The 14,822-nt window shown below is 49.7% G+C and carries 17 protein-coding genes and 1 pseudogene; 12 read left to right on the forward strand and 6 right to left on the reverse strand.

Annotation, left to right across the window (positions count from 1 at the left end; all coding sequences use genetic code 11):
* Window positions 1-300: 300 nt before the first annotated feature.
* Together EYQ01_01345 and EYQ01_01350 are read left to right on the forward strand one after the other, a co-directional pair.
* Entirely contained in the window at window positions 301-744 is a 444-nt protein-coding gene (locus tag EYQ01_01345; GenBank protein ID HIE64460.1) for a hypothetical protein, read from the forward strand.
* Between the two features lie 240 nt (window positions 745-984).
* A pseudogene (locus EYQ01_01350) lies at window positions 985-1,097 on the forward strand (homocysteine S-methyltransferase).
* A gap of 161 nt (window positions 1,098-1,258) precedes the next feature.
* Here EYQ01_01350 and cyaY read toward each other — a convergent pair.
* The 3 genes from cyaY to EYQ01_01365 all read right to left on the reverse strand — a co-directional run bounded on the left by cyaY (window position 1,259) and on the right by EYQ01_01365 (window position 2,718).
* Window positions 1,259-1,594, reverse strand: a complete 336-nt coding sequence (gene cyaY / locus EYQ01_01355; protein ID HIE64461.1) for an iron donor protein CyaY — start codon at window positions 1,592-1,594, stop codon at window positions 1,259-1,261.
* 62 nt (window positions 1,595-1,656) lie between these two features.
* Window positions 1,657-2,106 carry a DUF1499 domain-containing protein gene (locus EYQ01_01360; GenBank protein HIE64462.1) on the reverse strand — a complete coding sequence of 150 codons (450 nt, stop codon included), beginning with the start codon at window positions 2,104-2,106 and terminating at the stop codon, window positions 1,657-1,659.
* A gap of 9 nt (window positions 2,107-2,115) precedes the next feature.
* Window positions 2,116-2,718 (reverse strand): DNA-3-methyladenine glycosylase I, encoded by a 603-nt coding sequence (locus EYQ01_01365; protein ID HIE64463.1) that lies wholly within the window; start codon window positions 2,716-2,718, stop codon window positions 2,116-2,118.
* Between the two features lie 423 nt (window positions 2,719-3,141).
* Between EYQ01_01365 and lipA the strand changes: the two genes are divergently transcribed.
* The 8 genes from lipA (at window position 3,142) to EYQ01_01405 (ending at window position 9,760) form a co-directional block, all read left to right on the forward strand.
* The gene (lipA, locus tag EYQ01_01370) at window positions 3,142-4,038 is read left to right on the forward strand and encodes a lipoyl synthase (protein HIE64464.1); all 897 of its coding nucleotides are present in this window, start codon (window positions 3,142-3,144) and stop codon (window positions 4,036-4,038) included.
* A complete protein-coding gene (locus EYQ01_01375; GenBank protein HIE64465.1) occupies window positions 3,914-4,831 on the forward strand; it encodes a tetratricopeptide repeat protein in 918 nt (305 codons plus the stop codon). Before lipA ends, EYQ01_01375 begins: the two co-directional genes overlap by 125 nt.
* Window positions 4,647-6,644 (forward strand): GGDEF and EAL domain-containing protein, encoded by a 1,998-nt coding sequence (locus EYQ01_01380; GenBank protein ID HIE64466.1) that lies wholly within the window; start codon window positions 4,647-4,649, stop codon window positions 6,642-6,644. Before EYQ01_01375 ends, EYQ01_01380 begins: the two co-directional genes overlap by 185 nt.
* A gap of 195 nt (window positions 6,645-6,839) precedes the next feature.
* Window positions 6,840-7,169, forward strand: coding sequence for a hypothetical protein (locus tag EYQ01_01385; protein ID HIE64467.1), 330 nt, complete (start codon window positions 6,840-6,842; stop codon window positions 7,167-7,169).
* On the forward strand, window positions 7,159-8,016 hold the full coding sequence (locus EYQ01_01390; GenBank protein HIE64468.1) for an HDOD domain-containing protein: 858 nt from the start codon (window positions 7,159-7,161) through the stop codon (window positions 8,014-8,016). The genes EYQ01_01385 and EYQ01_01390 overlap by 11 nt, the downstream gene beginning before the upstream one ends.
* A gap of 41 nt (window positions 8,017-8,057) precedes the next feature.
* Window positions 8,058-8,918, forward strand: a complete 861-nt coding sequence (locus tag EYQ01_01395; protein HIE64469.1) for a diguanylate cyclase — start codon at window positions 8,058-8,060, stop codon at window positions 8,916-8,918.
* On the forward strand, window positions 8,867-9,073 hold the full coding sequence (locus EYQ01_01400; GenBank protein HIE64470.1) for a diguanylate cyclase: 207 nt from the start codon (window positions 8,867-8,869) through the stop codon (window positions 9,071-9,073). The genes EYQ01_01395 and EYQ01_01400 overlap by 52 nt, the downstream gene beginning before the upstream one ends.
* 171 nt (window positions 9,074-9,244) lie before the next feature.
* The gene (locus tag EYQ01_01405; protein HIE64471.1) at window positions 9,245-9,760 is read left to right on the forward strand and encodes a DUF4864 domain-containing protein; all 516 of its coding nucleotides are present in this window, start codon (window positions 9,245-9,247) and stop codon (window positions 9,758-9,760) included.
* 24 nt (window positions 9,761-9,784) lie between these two features.
* On the opposite strand, the gene EYQ01_01410 is transcribed toward EYQ01_01405, so the two are convergent.
* The 3 genes from EYQ01_01410 to EYQ01_01420 form a co-directional block, all read right to left on the reverse strand.
* The gene (locus EYQ01_01410; protein HIE64472.1) at window positions 9,785-10,777 is read right to left on the reverse strand and encodes a hypothetical protein; all 993 of its coding nucleotides are present in this window, start codon (window positions 10,775-10,777) and stop codon (window positions 9,785-9,787) included.
* Window positions 10,692-11,072: a VOC family protein gene (locus tag EYQ01_01415; GenBank protein HIE64473.1), complete on the reverse strand. Its 381-nt coding sequence runs from the start codon at window positions 11,070-11,072 to the stop codon at window positions 10,692-10,694. Before EYQ01_01415 ends, EYQ01_01410 begins: the two co-directional genes overlap by 86 nt.
* Before the next feature lie 76 nt (window positions 11,073-11,148).
* Window positions 11,149-12,375, reverse strand: coding sequence for a hypothetical protein (locus tag EYQ01_01420; protein ID HIE64474.1), 1,227 nt, complete (start codon window positions 12,373-12,375; stop codon window positions 11,149-11,151).
* 141 nt (window positions 12,376-12,516) lie between these two features.
* Between EYQ01_01420 and EYQ01_01425 the strand changes: the two genes are divergently transcribed.
* Entirely contained in the window at window positions 12,517-13,080 is a 564-nt protein-coding gene (locus EYQ01_01425) for a hypothetical protein (GenBank protein ID HIE64475.1), read from the forward strand.
* A gap of 266 nt (window positions 13,081-13,346) precedes the next feature.
* The gene (locus EYQ01_01430; GenBank protein ID HIE64476.1) at window positions 13,347-14,690 is read left to right on the forward strand and encodes a DEAD/DEAH box helicase; all 1,344 of its coding nucleotides are present in this window, start codon (window positions 13,347-13,349) and stop codon (window positions 14,688-14,690) included.
* Window positions 14,691-14,822 lie beyond the last annotated feature (132 nt).

Genomic DNA, 14,822 nt, shown 5'->3' on the forward strand with positions numbered 1-14,822 from the left:
ATTCGCAGTTTCAAATCAACCAGATACGCCGCTTTTTTTCAAGTACTCAATACACCACTTTCAGTTATAACTCCTGAGTTGGCAGTGGTAATAATACACGGAATGGGTTCTCAATCTCCTGACTTTGCAGTAGATATGATTGAGGAGTTAAATGATCGGGTTTCGGATTTTGGGAAAGCCCCCGAAGCTATTGCTTGGAAGCCTATATACTGGGCAAATATTTTGGAAGGCCGATAACAGGAATACCTGCGTAGTGCAAAGAGAGCTAACAACCTTAATTACATTGGATTGAGAAAATTTATGCTCTCTGCTTTGGGTGATGCCAGTGCTTATCAGAAAGTGGGAAGTAAAGGGAGTAGCACATATGAGAAAATCCATAAGCGAATAGAAAAGGGTATCAAATCATTATATGTGAATGGATTGCAATCTAAGTCTAAGCCACTCATTGTAATGGCACACTCGCTTGGAGGTCACATTATGTCAAATTATATCTGGGATATGCAGCAGTCTAGGAAGGCTGAGATAAGCCCTTTTGAACGAATGGAGAAACTATCTGGAGTGGTTACGTTTGGCTGCAATATTCCGTTATTTACATTCGCCTACGAAAAAGTAGAACCGATAGAGTTTCCACCAAAAAAGTTGCCTCAGCATTTAAAGAAAAAGGCAAAATGGCTCAACTATTATGATCCAGATGATGTTTTAGCATATCCGTTGAAGGCCATTAATCCCGATTACAAAAAATAGTGACTAAAGATGTTTCAATAAATGTTGGTGGTGTTTTCTCATCTTGGAACCCTTTAGCGCATGGTGAATATTGGACAGATAATGATTTTACAAAGCCTGTTGCAAAATTTATCGCTAGCTTCCTATAAATCACATAACAAGTCGCTTAACCCGACTCGGAATCTCCGCTCTAATTTTGGAACATATCTTTTCAGCGCGGGCTAGCTCAGGCGTTGTGTGTAAAACTGAAGGTGAATACAAATGGCAAGATATAGAAACAGTTTACCGCAATTATCGGGTGATTTACTCCTTACCGCTGGAGGACTTGAAACTACTCTAATTTTTACGACGGTCTTATTTTACCTGAGTTCGCTGTGTAAAGCTCAACCTCTAAAACCAGCGGCGGGTTGATATTGACATGTCTTTTGGTTGGCTCTGTTCAGTCTTTACTTTGGCACATCCTGGTACATAAAGAGAAACATATGCTTCCGCACCAAACTTTCGTCAAGGTTGTCGAATCTTCACGATCTCAAAATTAGGAGCTCTGTCGCTCTACTAAATTAATCTCCCCACCAGAATGTTCTGTGCAGTGCTGACTCAAAACTCGGAATAAGGTTACTTTATCCTTTTCATCCAACCACACCTGTTGGGAGACATCGTAGTCAAAATGGTATGCCCCCGTCGGGGTGGCAAGCCAAAGCTGCGATAGCGGCGTTTGGCGAGAGAGGATTATTTTGGTGCCATTCTCAAACTCCAAATTGAGCAAACCGTCTGAAGTCTCATAGTCAAGATCAACATCTAAGCGATCAAGTTCCCTTTCAATTTTATTTAAGGTGTCGTCAACAACCGTGTTAAATTCTGCTTCGTTCATATGGTTTCACCCCTTTTAAGCCTCCCACAGATTTCTGCAACAAAGATTGAATTTTAGATGCTTTATCTGGGGTTGTTTGATCCAATCTCCCCATCAATCCCCTTCAAAAATTCCCGTATATTCCGTCCATTTTGTCCGAAGTCCCCTTTTCCTACACGGGAAGTCGAGAGGACATCGAGCGTCAATGTATTCTCATTCACCCGTTTCACACTGATCTCAACATCATCCACAAAATGGAATATCCTCGTTTGACGCGTCGCCCTGATCTTTCCATTCTCAATGTCTTGTTCTACCACCTCCCATCGGGGAAGCCATCCTGTCACATGCGCCGCGGTCTCAAAAAAGGATTCATAAGTGGCCGTATAGGTGCGTGTCCGTAGTGAAGTATCAGAATGATCCGGTTTGGTCTCGGCCCGATTATTCATTAAGCCACGACAGCTGTTGAACGCCAGAACCATCATGATGATCACTGAAAAAACAAGCGGCCGACCTAAGCGATCTTGGATTTCCATGCAACCCCCTCACATCTTCGAAGGATACAACTGCTTACGGAAACAGTTCACCGAATGATCATCGACCATCCCCGTGGCCTGCATATGCGCATAGCAGATCGTAGAACCCATGAATTTAAAACCCCGTTTCCGCATGTCCTTGCTCATTGCATCAGATTCTTTCGTGGTTGTTTGATAGCCTTCTATCGTTCTGATCTCATTGATGATCGGTTTTCCATCAACAAATTTCCAGATATATTTATCGAAACTTCCGAATTCTTCCTGGACGTTCAGGAAGTGCTGCGCGTTGTGTATTGCGGCAAGCACTTTGAGCCGATTTCGAATGATGCCCGGGTTCCCCAAAAGCTGTGCAACCCGCTTTGCATCATATCTTGCGATCTTCTCTGGGTTGAACTGGTCAAAGGCCAGCCGGTAATTCTCACGCTTTCTTAAAACGGTATACCAGCTTAAGCCGGCCTGAGCAGATTCGAGCGTCAGAAACTCGAAGATGATTCGATCGTCATGAACAGGAACACCCCATTCCTTGTCATGATATTCTATGTAAATGGGCTTGGTAAAATCGACCCAGCGACAGCGGGTGAGGGCGTCCTTATTCTTATTTATCTTCACCATTACGGACAGGGCCTGCCAGACCATTGACCTTCAACACACACAGAAAACTCAATCCCAGTCCTTCTTCGGAGGGATCCGGCGAGTAAATAATTTAGCAGTTTACTCCCTTTCGGCCAGGAAAATTCTCGCCTCCATCTAATAAAACCGGATTCCTCAATATATCGGACCTGTAAACCAATGACAAGCTTTTCCAGTGTAAGACTGAAGAGCGATCGTTGCCAATTTTGATTTTTCACATCTACGATGCTAGACTTTATTGTATAGTCCTTTGATATCAGACTGGGTTTGATCCGGCATTCAGCGAACTTTGCACAATATCCGGTCTTGATCAGAATACTGCATTCTAGCTCACTCGCGGAAATAACAGGTCATCAGACAACAACATTAACCTTTTCTCCTTAATAAAGGCGAGAGGCCACAACCATGCCGGAACAACATTTTTTGACGCCGCCGCAGCGTCGGACAGAACGGCTTCCCTCCTGGTTTAAAGTCAAGCGGGAAACGGGAGAGAATTATCTGAGGATCCGCCACCTTGCGAAAAGGCTTGATCTTCATACCGTCTGCGAAGAGGCGCGGTGTCCCAATATATGGGAATGCTGGAATAACGGCACGGCAACCTTTATGATCCTTGGGGAGATCTGCACCCGCAGCTGCGGTTTCTGCGCAGTACAATTCGGACGTCCAAATGAACTGGACCAATCCGAACCGGCGCACCTTGCCGAAGCGGTCGCCGCCCTGGACCTGGGCCATGCTGTGATTACGTCGGTCAATCGAGATGAACTGGATAACGGCGGGGCCGAGATCTTCGCCGAATCGATTCGACAAATCCGTGCGCGCTCTCCGAAATGTACGCTCGAAGTCCTCATCCCCGATTTCCAGGGGAAGAAAAACGCGCTTGAGATCGTCCTGGCTGCCAGCCCCGACATTCTGGCCCATAATATAGAGACCGTCCCACGGCTCTACCGGCAGGTTCGGCCTCAAGCCCGATACGAGCGATCATTGCAGGTTCTGGTCCGGGCAAAAATAGACGGGCTACTCACAAAAACAGGACTGATGCTCGGTCTGGGTGAGACGATCGATGAGGTCCGCAACGTGATGGCCGACCTGGCAGAGGTCGGCTGCGACATTCTCACCCTCGGCCAATATCTCCAGCCGACGGCCTTACATCTTCCCATCGACCGTTTCGTCCACCCGGATGAATTCGCGGCGCTTAAAAGAGAGGGGGAAGAGATGGGACTCTCTCATGTCGAGTCCGGCCCCCTCGTTCGGAGTTCCTACCACGCCGAGGCACAGGCAGGCGCGCTTCCCATGGCGCGATAAAGATATTCCAATACAAAAAATGATGGACCCCTATACCCTCATGCAACAAGGAAATGACGCATTCTCGAGAGGAGACTACGGCAGTGCCTTGACCTTTTACCTCAAATCCGTGAAGGGCATTCGCGAAGATCCGGCTCCCCTGGCAGATCTTTACGGGAACATCGGGAATGTCTATGGTGTGATCGGAAAAATTGATGATGCAATTGGATATTATAAAAAGGGCATGGAGATTCTCCGGCGCATCGAAGACTATGGTCGCCTGGGCGTCACCTATGTAAATATAGGCAATCTCTATACCGACCAAGGGAACGCTGAGAAAGGAATTCATTTTTACAAACAAGGCATCCTCCTCCTGGAACGCTCGGGGAAAGAGGAGGAATTGGCCGTGCTTTACGGAAACATCTCCCTTGCCCTGGTTCAATGCTCAGAACCTCATACTTCCCTGAAATATGCCGAAAAGGGGATGGCCCTGGCAAATAAACTCAATCGCCCCAGGTTGTGCGCCGATGCTTCTCATCGCCTCGCCAAGGCAAAAGAAGGGATCGGAGAGAAGACAGACGCGCTCCGGCTCAGCAAAGCGGCCTATTCTTTCTATCATCAGATCAAAGATGAGATGGGCTGTGCCGCGTCCCTCTACCACCAGGCTTCATTGTATGAGTCCGCAGGAGACCTCAAAGCAGCGATCTACTGCCTCAATGGAGTCATTGCGATCGATGAGAAGTATGCCCTCCCGAAACTCAATAAAAACAAGAACCGGCTCAAAGAACTTCAGGCCAGGTACCCGAAAGGATAAATCCCAAGACAACAACATCCTTCATCTTCGCCTGAAGATGAAGGATGTCGACCTGCCCCGAATGAAACATGGCACTAGATCTTTATCGCCTGTTTCCCTGCTTCGGGCGAGACCTTTTCCGGAAAAACCTCAAGTTTTACTCCTTTCCTTCCGATATGGAAATACTGTGCTTAATAGACTCAAAAACAATACGATGAAGGATTTAAGGAATGGGCCGGAGGTCATCCCTGGGGAATTGGCCGTACTCAAGCATGCCCTGAATCATTCTGTAATGGTCACCATTGCCGATGAAGAGGGAATCCTCCAATATGCGAATAAGAAATTTTGTGAAATCTCAAAATACAACAGAGAAGAACTGCTCGGTGAGGACCATCCCATTGTCAATGCAAGCTACCACTCAAAAAACTTCATTACACAAATTTGGGATACGATTACCTCAGGAAAGACCTGGAAAGGTGAACTCAGAAACAGGGCTAAGGATGGGTCGATCTATTGGGTCGATGCCACAATTACGCCCTTTCTCAACGGAAAAGACAAACCCTATAACTGCCTCGCGATACACACGGATATCACCAAGCAGAAAGAGATCGAAGAGCATGCGCACCATTTGGCCCATTACGATACTTTAACCGGCCTTCCCAATCGCAGCATGTTTCTTGACCGCCTCACTCAAGGACTCGCTCAGGCAAAGCGATATCATCAAACGATGGCCATTCTATTCCTTGACCTTGACCGCTTTAAATTGACAAACGAAAGCCTGGGACGCCATGTCGGTGACTGTTTGCTGGAGGTTGTGGCGCATCGCTTAGGACAATGCCTGCGCAAGGATGACTTCCTGGCCAGGATGGGGGGAGACGAGTTCGGTCTCCTGCTGACGGTTATTTCAAAGGATGAAGACGTTATCCTGATAAGTGACCGGATACTCAAGGCCCTGAAGCAGCCGTTCAAGATCGAACAGCAGGAAATGTTGATCAATGGCAGCATCGGGATCAGCATCTATCCGAGCGATGGGGAAGACACCGAGACCCTCCTAAAGAATGCCGATATGGCAATGTCTCACGCGAAAGAAAAAGGGAAAGGACAGTTTAACCTCTATTCGCCCAGACTGAACAGCAAGCTCCATCAGAACCTCAAGATAGAATCCGCCCTTATCCATGCCATAGAACGGGGCGAGTTCAGACTGAATTACCAACCTCAGATATGTCTCAGGACAGGCCAGGTCATCGGCATGGAGGCCCTCGTCCGCTGGGAACGACCTGGGGTGGGATTGATCTCCCCTGCAGAATTTATCCCGATTACTGAAGAAACCGGTCTTATTATCCCCATCGGGGAATGGGTGCTCCGCACCGCCTGCGCCCAAAACAAGGCCTGGCAGATTAAGGGCTTGCCGAAAATATCCATCGCAGTCAATGTCTCTGCTATCCAGTTTAAACAGGAGAACTTTATTGATATGGTCGCCCGGACCCTAAACGAAACCGGGCTGGATCCTGAAGATTTGATCCTGGAGATGACCGAGTCGTTGTTAATGGAAAATACAGATGTGACCATCAAACGCTTCAAAAGCTTAAAAGATGAGGAGGTGACTCTTTCGATCGATGATTTTGGTACCGGCTATTCCTCCTTGGGCTACCTGAAGCGTTTCCCGATCAACTCGTTAAAAATTGATCGGTCCTTTGTGAATGATATCGCGCATGATGAAGATGATGCCGTGATTACCACTGCGATCATTTCGCTTGCCCATAATTTGAGAATGGATGTCGTTGCCGAGGGGATAGAGACAGAAGAACAACTTATTTTTTTTGCAGGAAAATGAGTGCGATAACGGACAGGGCTATCTCTTCAGTCGCCCTGTGCCTGAGGCTGTAGCGGAAGTGCTCTTACAAAAACAAAAGTGGTCTCCATCATCCGTGGACAAGCAAACATGACACCTAACTGTTCAACACACTTATCTAATCCTTCATGGCGTCGTTGCCAGGGTACTTATGATGGTCTCTAAAGAAAGGGTGGCATGAAGGATATCCTCTTAGAGTCTGCAAAAGAAAAGATGGTCCTTGCGAAGGACATCGCCCATCCAGGGGGTTCAGATCTACTTCCGATCTGCAGGAAAGGGACAGAATTGACCCAGGTGTTGATTGAACGCTTAACAGAGATGGGAATCCAATCCCTCTGCGTGAAAGAACGTCCAGTCAAACTCGAAAGGGACGATGACCTCCAGGAGCGTCTGGATGCATTGGACGATCGATTCAAACGCCTGGACGGGAATCAACGCATGATGAAACTGAAAGAGATCACGAGAAGACAATTACTCCGTTCAATGGAGAATGACCATGGAGAATAAACAAAATACCTTCATGAAGGTGATTAAAGACGTCCGATCCCTCCCCACCATCCCTGGGATCATCGTAGAGGTCCTCTCTCTACTGGACGACAACAAGACGCCTTTCAAGGACATTTCCAGACTGATCTCGTCTGATCAGACCCTGTCCGCCAGGATCCTCCGTCTTGCAAATTCTCCATTCTACGGCTTTCCGGGCCATGTCTCAACCATCCCGGCGGCAATGGTCATGCTCGGGGCCAAGGCCGTCAAGGGACTGGTCTTGACCTCTATTATTTTTGAGATGACGAACGAAAATGCCCTGGGATTCTGGGAGCATTCACTCGGGACGGCCATGGCCGCCAATATCATTGCGAAACGACTCAAAGTGGCGAAGGCAGAGGAGGTCTCAACTGCGGCCTTGTTGCACGATATCGGCAAGGTGATCATTCAGTCCAAACTCAAAGATGACTATGCTTATCTCCTCACACAGGTCAAAGAAAATGAGGTCTCCATGCAGGAGGCCGAATTGGAAATGCTTGGAGTAGACCATGCTGAAGTCGGAGGATGGGCCGTGAGGGCCTGGGGTCTCCCTGAAGCATTATGTGAACCCATTACATGTCACCATGATGTTGAGAAGTCGGAGGCTTACAGAGTGGAGGCCGCCGTTGTCCACCTGGCCGATATCCTGATTAAGGCAAATGGCTTTGGTTTCACCGGGGACCCTTTTGTCCCTCCCATACAGTCTGCCACATGGGATATCCTTAATTTGAGTGAGCCTTTACTGGAAGAAATCACTGAAGACCTTGACCAAAAATTAGTCGAGGTGAAACAATTTAGTCAAGAAATACAATCCACAGAACATCCGTAGGGATAAGCACATGTTTCCTAAAATAAGCGTTGGAGAAAACAATGAATGAACTTCAAAGCCACGAGTTGATGACTAAGGAGGTCACCTGCGTTAGCCCGGAAACAAAAATCACAGAGGTGATTCGCCTAATACACGCAAACCGGCATTCATGCCTCGTTGTCACCGAGAAAAAAACTCCGGTTGGGATCATCACAGAACGCGATCTGATCCGTGTCCTGGCGAGTTTGCTTAAAGGTACTGACGCCACGAAGGGGTTCGCCTCTGAAATAATGTCATCACCTCCGATAACGCTCGATCTCACCGTCACTGTATTTGATGCACTCGTCGTCGCCCGAAGTAAAAGGATTAGGCATCTCCCCGTCGTCAACCCATTGGGCGAGATTGCCGGCCTGCTCACACAGACAGACCTCGTCCGCTCCCATTTCATGATGATCGAGAAAATCAGGGGATTGGTAGAGCTCTCTGTCACCACAAAGACAGAGGAACTGAAGGAAGCAAATAAAGAGCTTAAAGCACTTGCCCTCGAAGATGCCCTCCTTGGAATCGGAAATCGGCGTGCCATGGAGGTCGACCTACAATACACACACAGCGCGGCGATCCGTTACAAAAAACCGTACTCTGTCATTCTCCTGGATATCGACCACTTTAAGGAATACAACGACGACTACGGACACTTGATGGGAGACAAGGCCCTTAAAGAAGTGGCAGATAGCCTGAAATCCTCTATCCGACAATCGGATCGTCTCTATCGCTACGGGGGTGAAGAATTTCTCCTGATCCTCCCTGAGACGACAGGAAAACAGGCCGAGGTTATGGGACAACGAATGGTCAAACGTCTTGCTGATTATGCATTCCTCACAGAAAGAATCGCTTCAAGGTGGTCACGATTAGCGGCGGGATAGGAGAAAAACTGGATAGCACAGAAGGAAAATCCACTTGGGAAGAAGTCGTGGCAGAAGCGGACCGGGGCTTGTATAAAGCCAAGCGAAACGGCCGCAACCAGGTCGCAATCGATCTCATGGAACGAGATTTCCAGACCGTTAAGCGAAACAACTGACCGGCCTCACGAAGACAGAACCGCCACGCATCTTATTCCGTCAGGGGTTATGGAGCACTAAGAAAATAAGGAGGAGAATCTTTCGTGAAAAAGAAAAAAATCCTTCCAACACTACAATCAGGAGGAAAGAATAGGTAGCTAAATCGTTACAAAAGATTTACTCTCTTACCAATGGTACAGTTCTACGAGGGGATGTCACATCCTCGACGGTACCATTTTGTAGTAAATTTTTACAGAGGTCTCATCATGAACAAGGATAAGCAGAAAGAAGGGGTAATTGCCCTTCGTCTTGTCGTTCTCTCCTTCGTGATTTTTATATCCAGCTCTGCCCATGCGACTGAACTTCCCATTGACAGCATCAAGACACTCATACAACAACAGCTTAAGGCTTTCAATGCCAACGACTATGAGGTCGCATATCGATATGCCTCAAGAGACATTCAGTCTGTATTGTCGCGTACAGAATTTGAGGTGATGGTACGAAACGGTTTTCCGCAAATCGCCCAGTCTCGCAAGAGCACTTTCGGCAGGATTGTCCTGTCGAACGACGGAACCCACGCTGATGCGATTGTCCATGTAACCGGGGTGGATCATGTGACCGTCATCGTCCGATATGAGCTCGTCCGGGAAGAGGGAGAGTGGAAGAACAACGGGGTCATCATCCTGGAACACATCACACCCGTATAAGAGGGCTGAAGTCTTGACGACTTTTTAAGCTCCGTCCTCATGACCATGGCGTTTAAGGCATCTTGAGAGCCGCTCCGCCAGAGTGGTTTCACCGAGGCGCGTATAACTCGCAACCAGGTTTCGTATCATACGGGCGAGTATTTCACGGTCCGCTGTCACGGAGAGATAGTCTTCATGCCAGTGCTGGCCGGTCCGCGTGATGAACTGCATGCACTGTTCCCGGGTCAGGATTTGCCCGGCATTGAAGGGATCAATAAATAACGGGTTCAAATCGCCACGGTAACTGACTATAAAATGTCCAGGCAAGCCCACGCCAAAGAACGGCAGGCCCAGCCTTCGTCCGATAAAGAGGCAAACAGCAGAGAGGGAGATGGGGATGCCCAGCTTCCGGGCTAGAACCCGGTGAATATAACTGTTCTCCGGATTGGTATAATCTTCGGTATTCCCTCTGAACGCGAGGTCCACAAAAAGGTAGTGATTGACGATGCGGAGGGTCGCATCACCATCACCGCCGGCAGGAAGACGCTCGCTGAGGGTCTTCGCCATACCGTCCAGGTCCTGCCGATACGCCTGAACGTCCAGATCGGGATAGGCCATTCTTGCGAGGAGAAAAGCCCCCTCCTCCAAGTGGATATCGCCCTCCAAAAAAACTTCGAATTGCTGTGCAGCCTCCTCCAACCGAATGCACGTAATCATCTTGTCGGCCTCCTCACGCAGAACCGGGTTTCGATGCTCCGGGATTCCATGGAGATAGGGGATAGCACGTGTCCCCAGTGCCAGGAGCTGGGCCCTTACGGTCTCGGCCACGTGCGTATTTTCATCCGCCAGAAGCTGCACCAGTGCGCGGACCTGATGATCCGGAAGCCTGTCAGGATATTGACTGAACTCTGCCATGGACGTGGAAACTGCCTTCCTCAAGGATAATTCCAGATCAAGAGGCCTCTCCCATCTCAACCAGGACAAGCCGGTTGCCATCAGGATCATAGATAGAGGAAAAATCGGCCCCGCCGGGGGCATGCGCAATTTTGCTGATTTCAAGCCCTTCGTTTTTCAGATCACGCACAACCTGGTCCAGGTTTTGAACTCGAAGCATAAGAACAAAACCATTTTTAGAACCCTTTTCCTTTTGACCCGTGGGATCATCCTTCTTCACCTGATGAAGTCCCAAGACGGTTCCTCCTGGAAAGGTCAACTCGGAATAGGACGGGACTTGCATCGTTGGTTTGAGTCCGAGTTTCGCATAAAAGGCAAGCGCCATCTCCATATCGCCGACATCGGCCTTCACCCAGGAATCCGTGATGATCTTCGCCATACTCTCTCCTTTATTGTTTTGAGAAATCAATCAAGTCATTTCCTATCCGTTTAAAGAAACCTGCCCCGATAGGCCCCTAGGATTCAGGCAAGGCGACAAAACCGCGAGCCGGATCATGCCCTTTTGGCCCCCCGGTCCCGAGCTGTCCGCTGTCATTGGCCCCCCAGCATTCTATCCCCCCCACCGAATCAAGAATACAAGTGTGAAACGCCCCGGTAGTGATTGCGACCGCAGAGGTCACCCCGGGAACCATCACAACCCCTCCTCCAGAGAGATCGATGACGCCGAGCTGGCCGTTGTCGCGTCGTCCCCAACATCTTAACCGGCCCTCCTTAAGGAGGGCACAGGAATGAAATGCCCCGGAGGTCACCGCCACGGCATCTATGATGCCAGGGATTCTCACCGGACCATGTGCATTTCCAACTTCTTCTGTACCGAGCTGTCCGTTGTTGTTTTCCCCCCAACACCAGACTGACCCATCTATAAGGAGGGCACAGGTGTGTTCCCCCCCGGCGGCGATGGCCCTTACGTTTTTAAGTTCCGAAACCACCCAGGGTCCGCCAGTTTTACTGAAGTTGCCCCTCCCGAGTTGACCTTTATCGTTGCCTCCCCAACAGGCAACCAGGCCGACCTGAAGAAGAACACAAGTGTGACTCCCGCCGGAGGAGACCGCTCTGGCCTTGGTAATCTCCGGAACCGATATCGGTACGGACGAGGTGTCCGGCACGGTCCCTATTCCAAGCTGACCATTGCGGTTCTCGCCCCAGCATCGGACCGTCCCGCCGAAGAAAACGGCACAGGTATGACGCGACCCCGCAGAGAGGTCGATGGCATCGTCAATCTGAGAGATCTCTTTCGGATGAGGCCGGCCTGAGAAAAGGCCATCCCCGATCTGACCGCTGTCATTGGTCCCCCAGCAACTCACCTTTCTGTTTACTAAAAGAACGCAGGTGTGAAATCCACCCGTCGAAACCACGCTGGCAGAAGTGATCTTCGAGACACTCTGCGGGAGAAGCGCTCTTTTAAAGCTTCCATTCCCCAGTTGACCGTTCCCATTTCTTCCCCAGCATTTTAGGCTATTGTCAGAAAAGCGACTGCAGGTATGGTAGGCCCCTGCAGCGATCTGTACCGGATAGATAAAAGTGTCCTCCCGGTCTGACATAAAAAAGAAAATGCCCCCCCCGGTGAATACGATCAAAAAACCCCAAAGAAGGATGCCCCTTGTCCTGTACGGAGTTCTACGAAACCAGCGCATGATCATCGCCTCGTTGATCTGGTAGTACTCTACGCTGAACAAAGTCATATCACAATATATCCTTGTTAGAGCGCACCCAGATCAAAAAATACAAAGTTCTTGAAAAGTGGTATATTTTATCGAGTGTTTCTAAAAGAAGTCATCTTCTTTTTTGGATGACGCTGTTTAATGATAAACAAGAGGGTAAACATGAAGCGCATATCGGTCACCATTTGTTTTCTCCTGATGTTCACTCTGGGAGGATGTGCCACATCGGGAGTTAAAGCTTCATCAAGCAAGCAAAAATCCATCCTCACAATGAAGAATAAAGTCCTCACAGATCTCTTTAAACACAAACCGGATGTAAGATCTCAAATTAAAAGTGCCCCGGGTTATGCCGTCTTCAGCAACGCAAACATCAATATCATTTTTGCCAGTTTTGGCGGCGGAAAAGGGGTCGTCAAGAATAACAAGACAGGGAAACACACGTTTATGAGAATGGCTGAAGTTGGCCTAGGGCTGGGCCTTGGCGTTAAAGACTTTCGTGTGGTATTCATCTTCCACAGTACCGCCAGCATGAACCGTTTTGTAGAACATGGCTGGGCTTTTGGCGTTCAAGCAGATGCAGCCCTCAAGGCAAGCGACAAAGGAGCGGCTATCGGGGGCGAGGCAACTCTTGATAATATTACGATCTACCAGTTGACTGAGAGCGGCCTGGCCCTTCAGGCAACGATTAAAGGCACAAAATACTGGAAGGATGATTCCTTAAACTAAGTGCATCCCTTGGAATCAGAATCCGGATTTATTTTAGTGCTTGCATTCATTGCGATGGTGCGGTATCATGACTCGATAGAAATATGCTCTCGCGCGGCAGGTTCACTGTTCGCGTCCGTACCATCCCAAAAGCGATTTCTAACAATTAAGCAGTGCATCCCGGCAATGAAGGCAGGGGCGCCCGATTTTTTCCGCGATTGTTGCGGTCCTTTCTTTTCCACGCGTCCGGCGGGTAGAGAAGTGAAAACCCCGGACGAGGAAACGAAATGAACGAAACGATAGACACACGCACACCCAGTACGCCCACCGCTCAAGCGCAGCCCCAACTCCCGCAAGGCGTCTTTGCCACCCTGATCCCGGAACTTCAGCGGGCTGTCGCCGCTGAGAAATACCACACCCCCACGCCGATCCAGGAGCAGAGCATCCCACACCTTTTGGAAGGACGAGATCTTCTGGGTAGCGCCCAGACAGGCACCGGGAAGACCGCGGCTTTTACCCTGCCGCTCCTCCAGAAGCTCTCAAAAGATGCCCGGAGACCTCGAAGAGGAACACCCCGGGCCCTCATTCTCGCCCCGACCCGCGAACTGGCGGCACAGATCGGGGAGAGCATCCGGACCTATGGACGCTTCCTGCGGCTCCGCCATACCGTGGTCTTCGGCGGAGTCAACCAGACGCCTCAGGTCAAGGCGCTAAACCGAGGGGTTGATATTCTCGTGGCCACTCCCGGCCGCCTGCTGGATCTCATCCAGCAGGGATTCATCCACCTGAATGAAGTGGAGGTTTTCATTCTTGACGAGGTGGACCGCATGCTGGACATGGGCTTCATTCCCGATATCAAGCGGGTCTTGGCCATGATCCCAGAAAAGCGCCAGACCCTCTTCTTCTCGGCCACCATGGCCCCGAGAATGCTGGAGTTGGCCCATACCATGGTCCGGAACCCGATACGTGTGACCATTACGCCAGACAAACCTGCGGTTGAACGAATCAACCAGAAGGTGCTCTTTGTCGGAAAAAACAACAAAGATGCGCTTCTGGTCTCCCTATTGAAAACCCATGAAATCAATAAGGCCATTGTTTTCACGCAGATGAAACATGTCGCCAACCGCGTCGTAAAAAAACTGTCCTCCGCCGGAATCAACGGCACCGCCATCCACGGCAACAAGAGTCAGGCCGCCCGCACCAAGGCCCTGGACGATTTCAAGCGTGGCCGCTCCCGCGTCCTGGTCGCCACCGATGTCGCTGCACGAGGATTGGATGTGGATGACATCACCCATGTGATCAACTACGATCTTCCCGTCGAGGCCGAAACCTATGTTCACCGTATCGGACGCACCGCACGTGCCGGGGCGAGTGGTGAGGCAATTTCGTTTTGCTGCGCCGAGGACAGAGCCAATCTACGGGACATCGAACGCCTCCTGGGCAAGTCGGTGCCGGCCGAGATGGAACACGCCTATCATTGCGACGAGTCCTTCCGATCCAGGCAACCCGCGCCCAGACCCTTTACTCGTAGGAATGATAACGTCCGGCGGTCCGGAAACTCGTCCAGACGTCCATCCGGACGCTCCCAGAGCGGCTATTCCTGGTCTGATAATCGAAACAGAACTCGCTGAAACAAAACCTCGTCAACAAATAGAAAATATCCTCTTGCCCCCTAGGCGGGGGATTAGGCTTGCGCCCATGGCTTTTCTGTGCAAAAATAATTTATCGTTGAAGAATTTTTAATTCCATTCGAGTTGAATGTC

The sequence above is a fragment of the Candidatus Manganitrophaceae bacterium genome (assembly GCA_012960925.1).
Lineage (GTDB): Bacteria > Nitrospirota > Nitrospiria > SBBL01 > JAADHI01 > DUAG01.

Bases quoted from the DNA above. Each gene is read 5' to 3' on its own strand.
- EYQ01_01345 (HIE64460.1), top strand. From the start codon at position 301: ATGCTCTCTGCTTTGGGTGATGCCAGTGCTTATCAGAAAGTGGGAAGT.
- cyaY (HIE64461.1), bottom strand. From the start codon at position 1,594: ATGAACGAAGCAGAATTTAACACGGTTGTTGACGACACCTTAAATAAA.
- EYQ01_01360 (HIE64462.1), bottom strand. From the start codon at position 2,106: ATGGAAATCCAAGATCGCTTAGGTCGGCCGCTTGTTTTTTCAGTGATC.
- EYQ01_01365 (HIE64463.1), bottom strand. From the start codon at position 2,718: ATGGTGAAGATAAATAAGAATAAGGACGCCCTCACCCGCTGTCGCTGG.
- lipA (HIE64464.1), top strand. From the start codon at position 3,142: ATGCCGGAACAACATTTTTTGACGCCGCCGCAGCGTCGGACAGAACGG.
- EYQ01_01375 (HIE64465.1), top strand. From the start codon at position 3,914: ATGAATTCGCGGCGCTTAAAAGAGAGGGGGAAGAGATGGGACTCTCTC.
- EYQ01_01380 (HIE64466.1), top strand. From the start codon at position 4,647: ATGAGATGGGCTGTGCCGCGTCCCTCTACCACCAGGCTTCATTGTATG.
- EYQ01_01385 (HIE64467.1), top strand. From the start codon at position 6,840: ATGAAGGATATCCTCTTAGAGTCTGCAAAAGAAAAGATGGTCCTTGCG.
- EYQ01_01390 (HIE64468.1), top strand. From the start codon at position 7,159: ATGGAGAATAAACAAAATACCTTCATGAAGGTGATTAAAGACGTCCGA.
- EYQ01_01395 (HIE64469.1), top strand. From the start codon at position 8,058: ATGAATGAACTTCAAAGCCACGAGTTGATGACTAAGGAGGTCACCTGC.
- EYQ01_01405 (HIE64471.1), top strand. From the start codon at position 9,245: ATGGTACAGTTCTACGAGGGGATGTCACATCCTCGACGGTACCATTTT.
- EYQ01_01410 (HIE64472.1), bottom strand. From the start codon at position 10,777: ATGCCCCCGGCGGGGCCGATTTTTCCTCTATCTATGATCCTGATGGCA.
- EYQ01_01415 (HIE64473.1), bottom strand. From the start codon at position 11,072: ATGGCGAAGATCATCACGGATTCCTGGGTGAAGGCCGATGTCGGCGAT.
- EYQ01_01420 (HIE64474.1), bottom strand. From the start codon at position 12,375: ATGACTTTGTTCAGCGTAGAGTACTACCAGATCAACGAGGCGATGATC.
- EYQ01_01425 (HIE64475.1), top strand. From the start codon at position 12,517: ATGAAGCGCATATCGGTCACCATTTGTTTTCTCCTGATGTTCACTCTG.
- EYQ01_01430 (HIE64476.1), top strand. From the start codon at position 13,347: ATGAACGAAACGATAGACACACGCACACCCAGTACGCCCACCGCTCAA.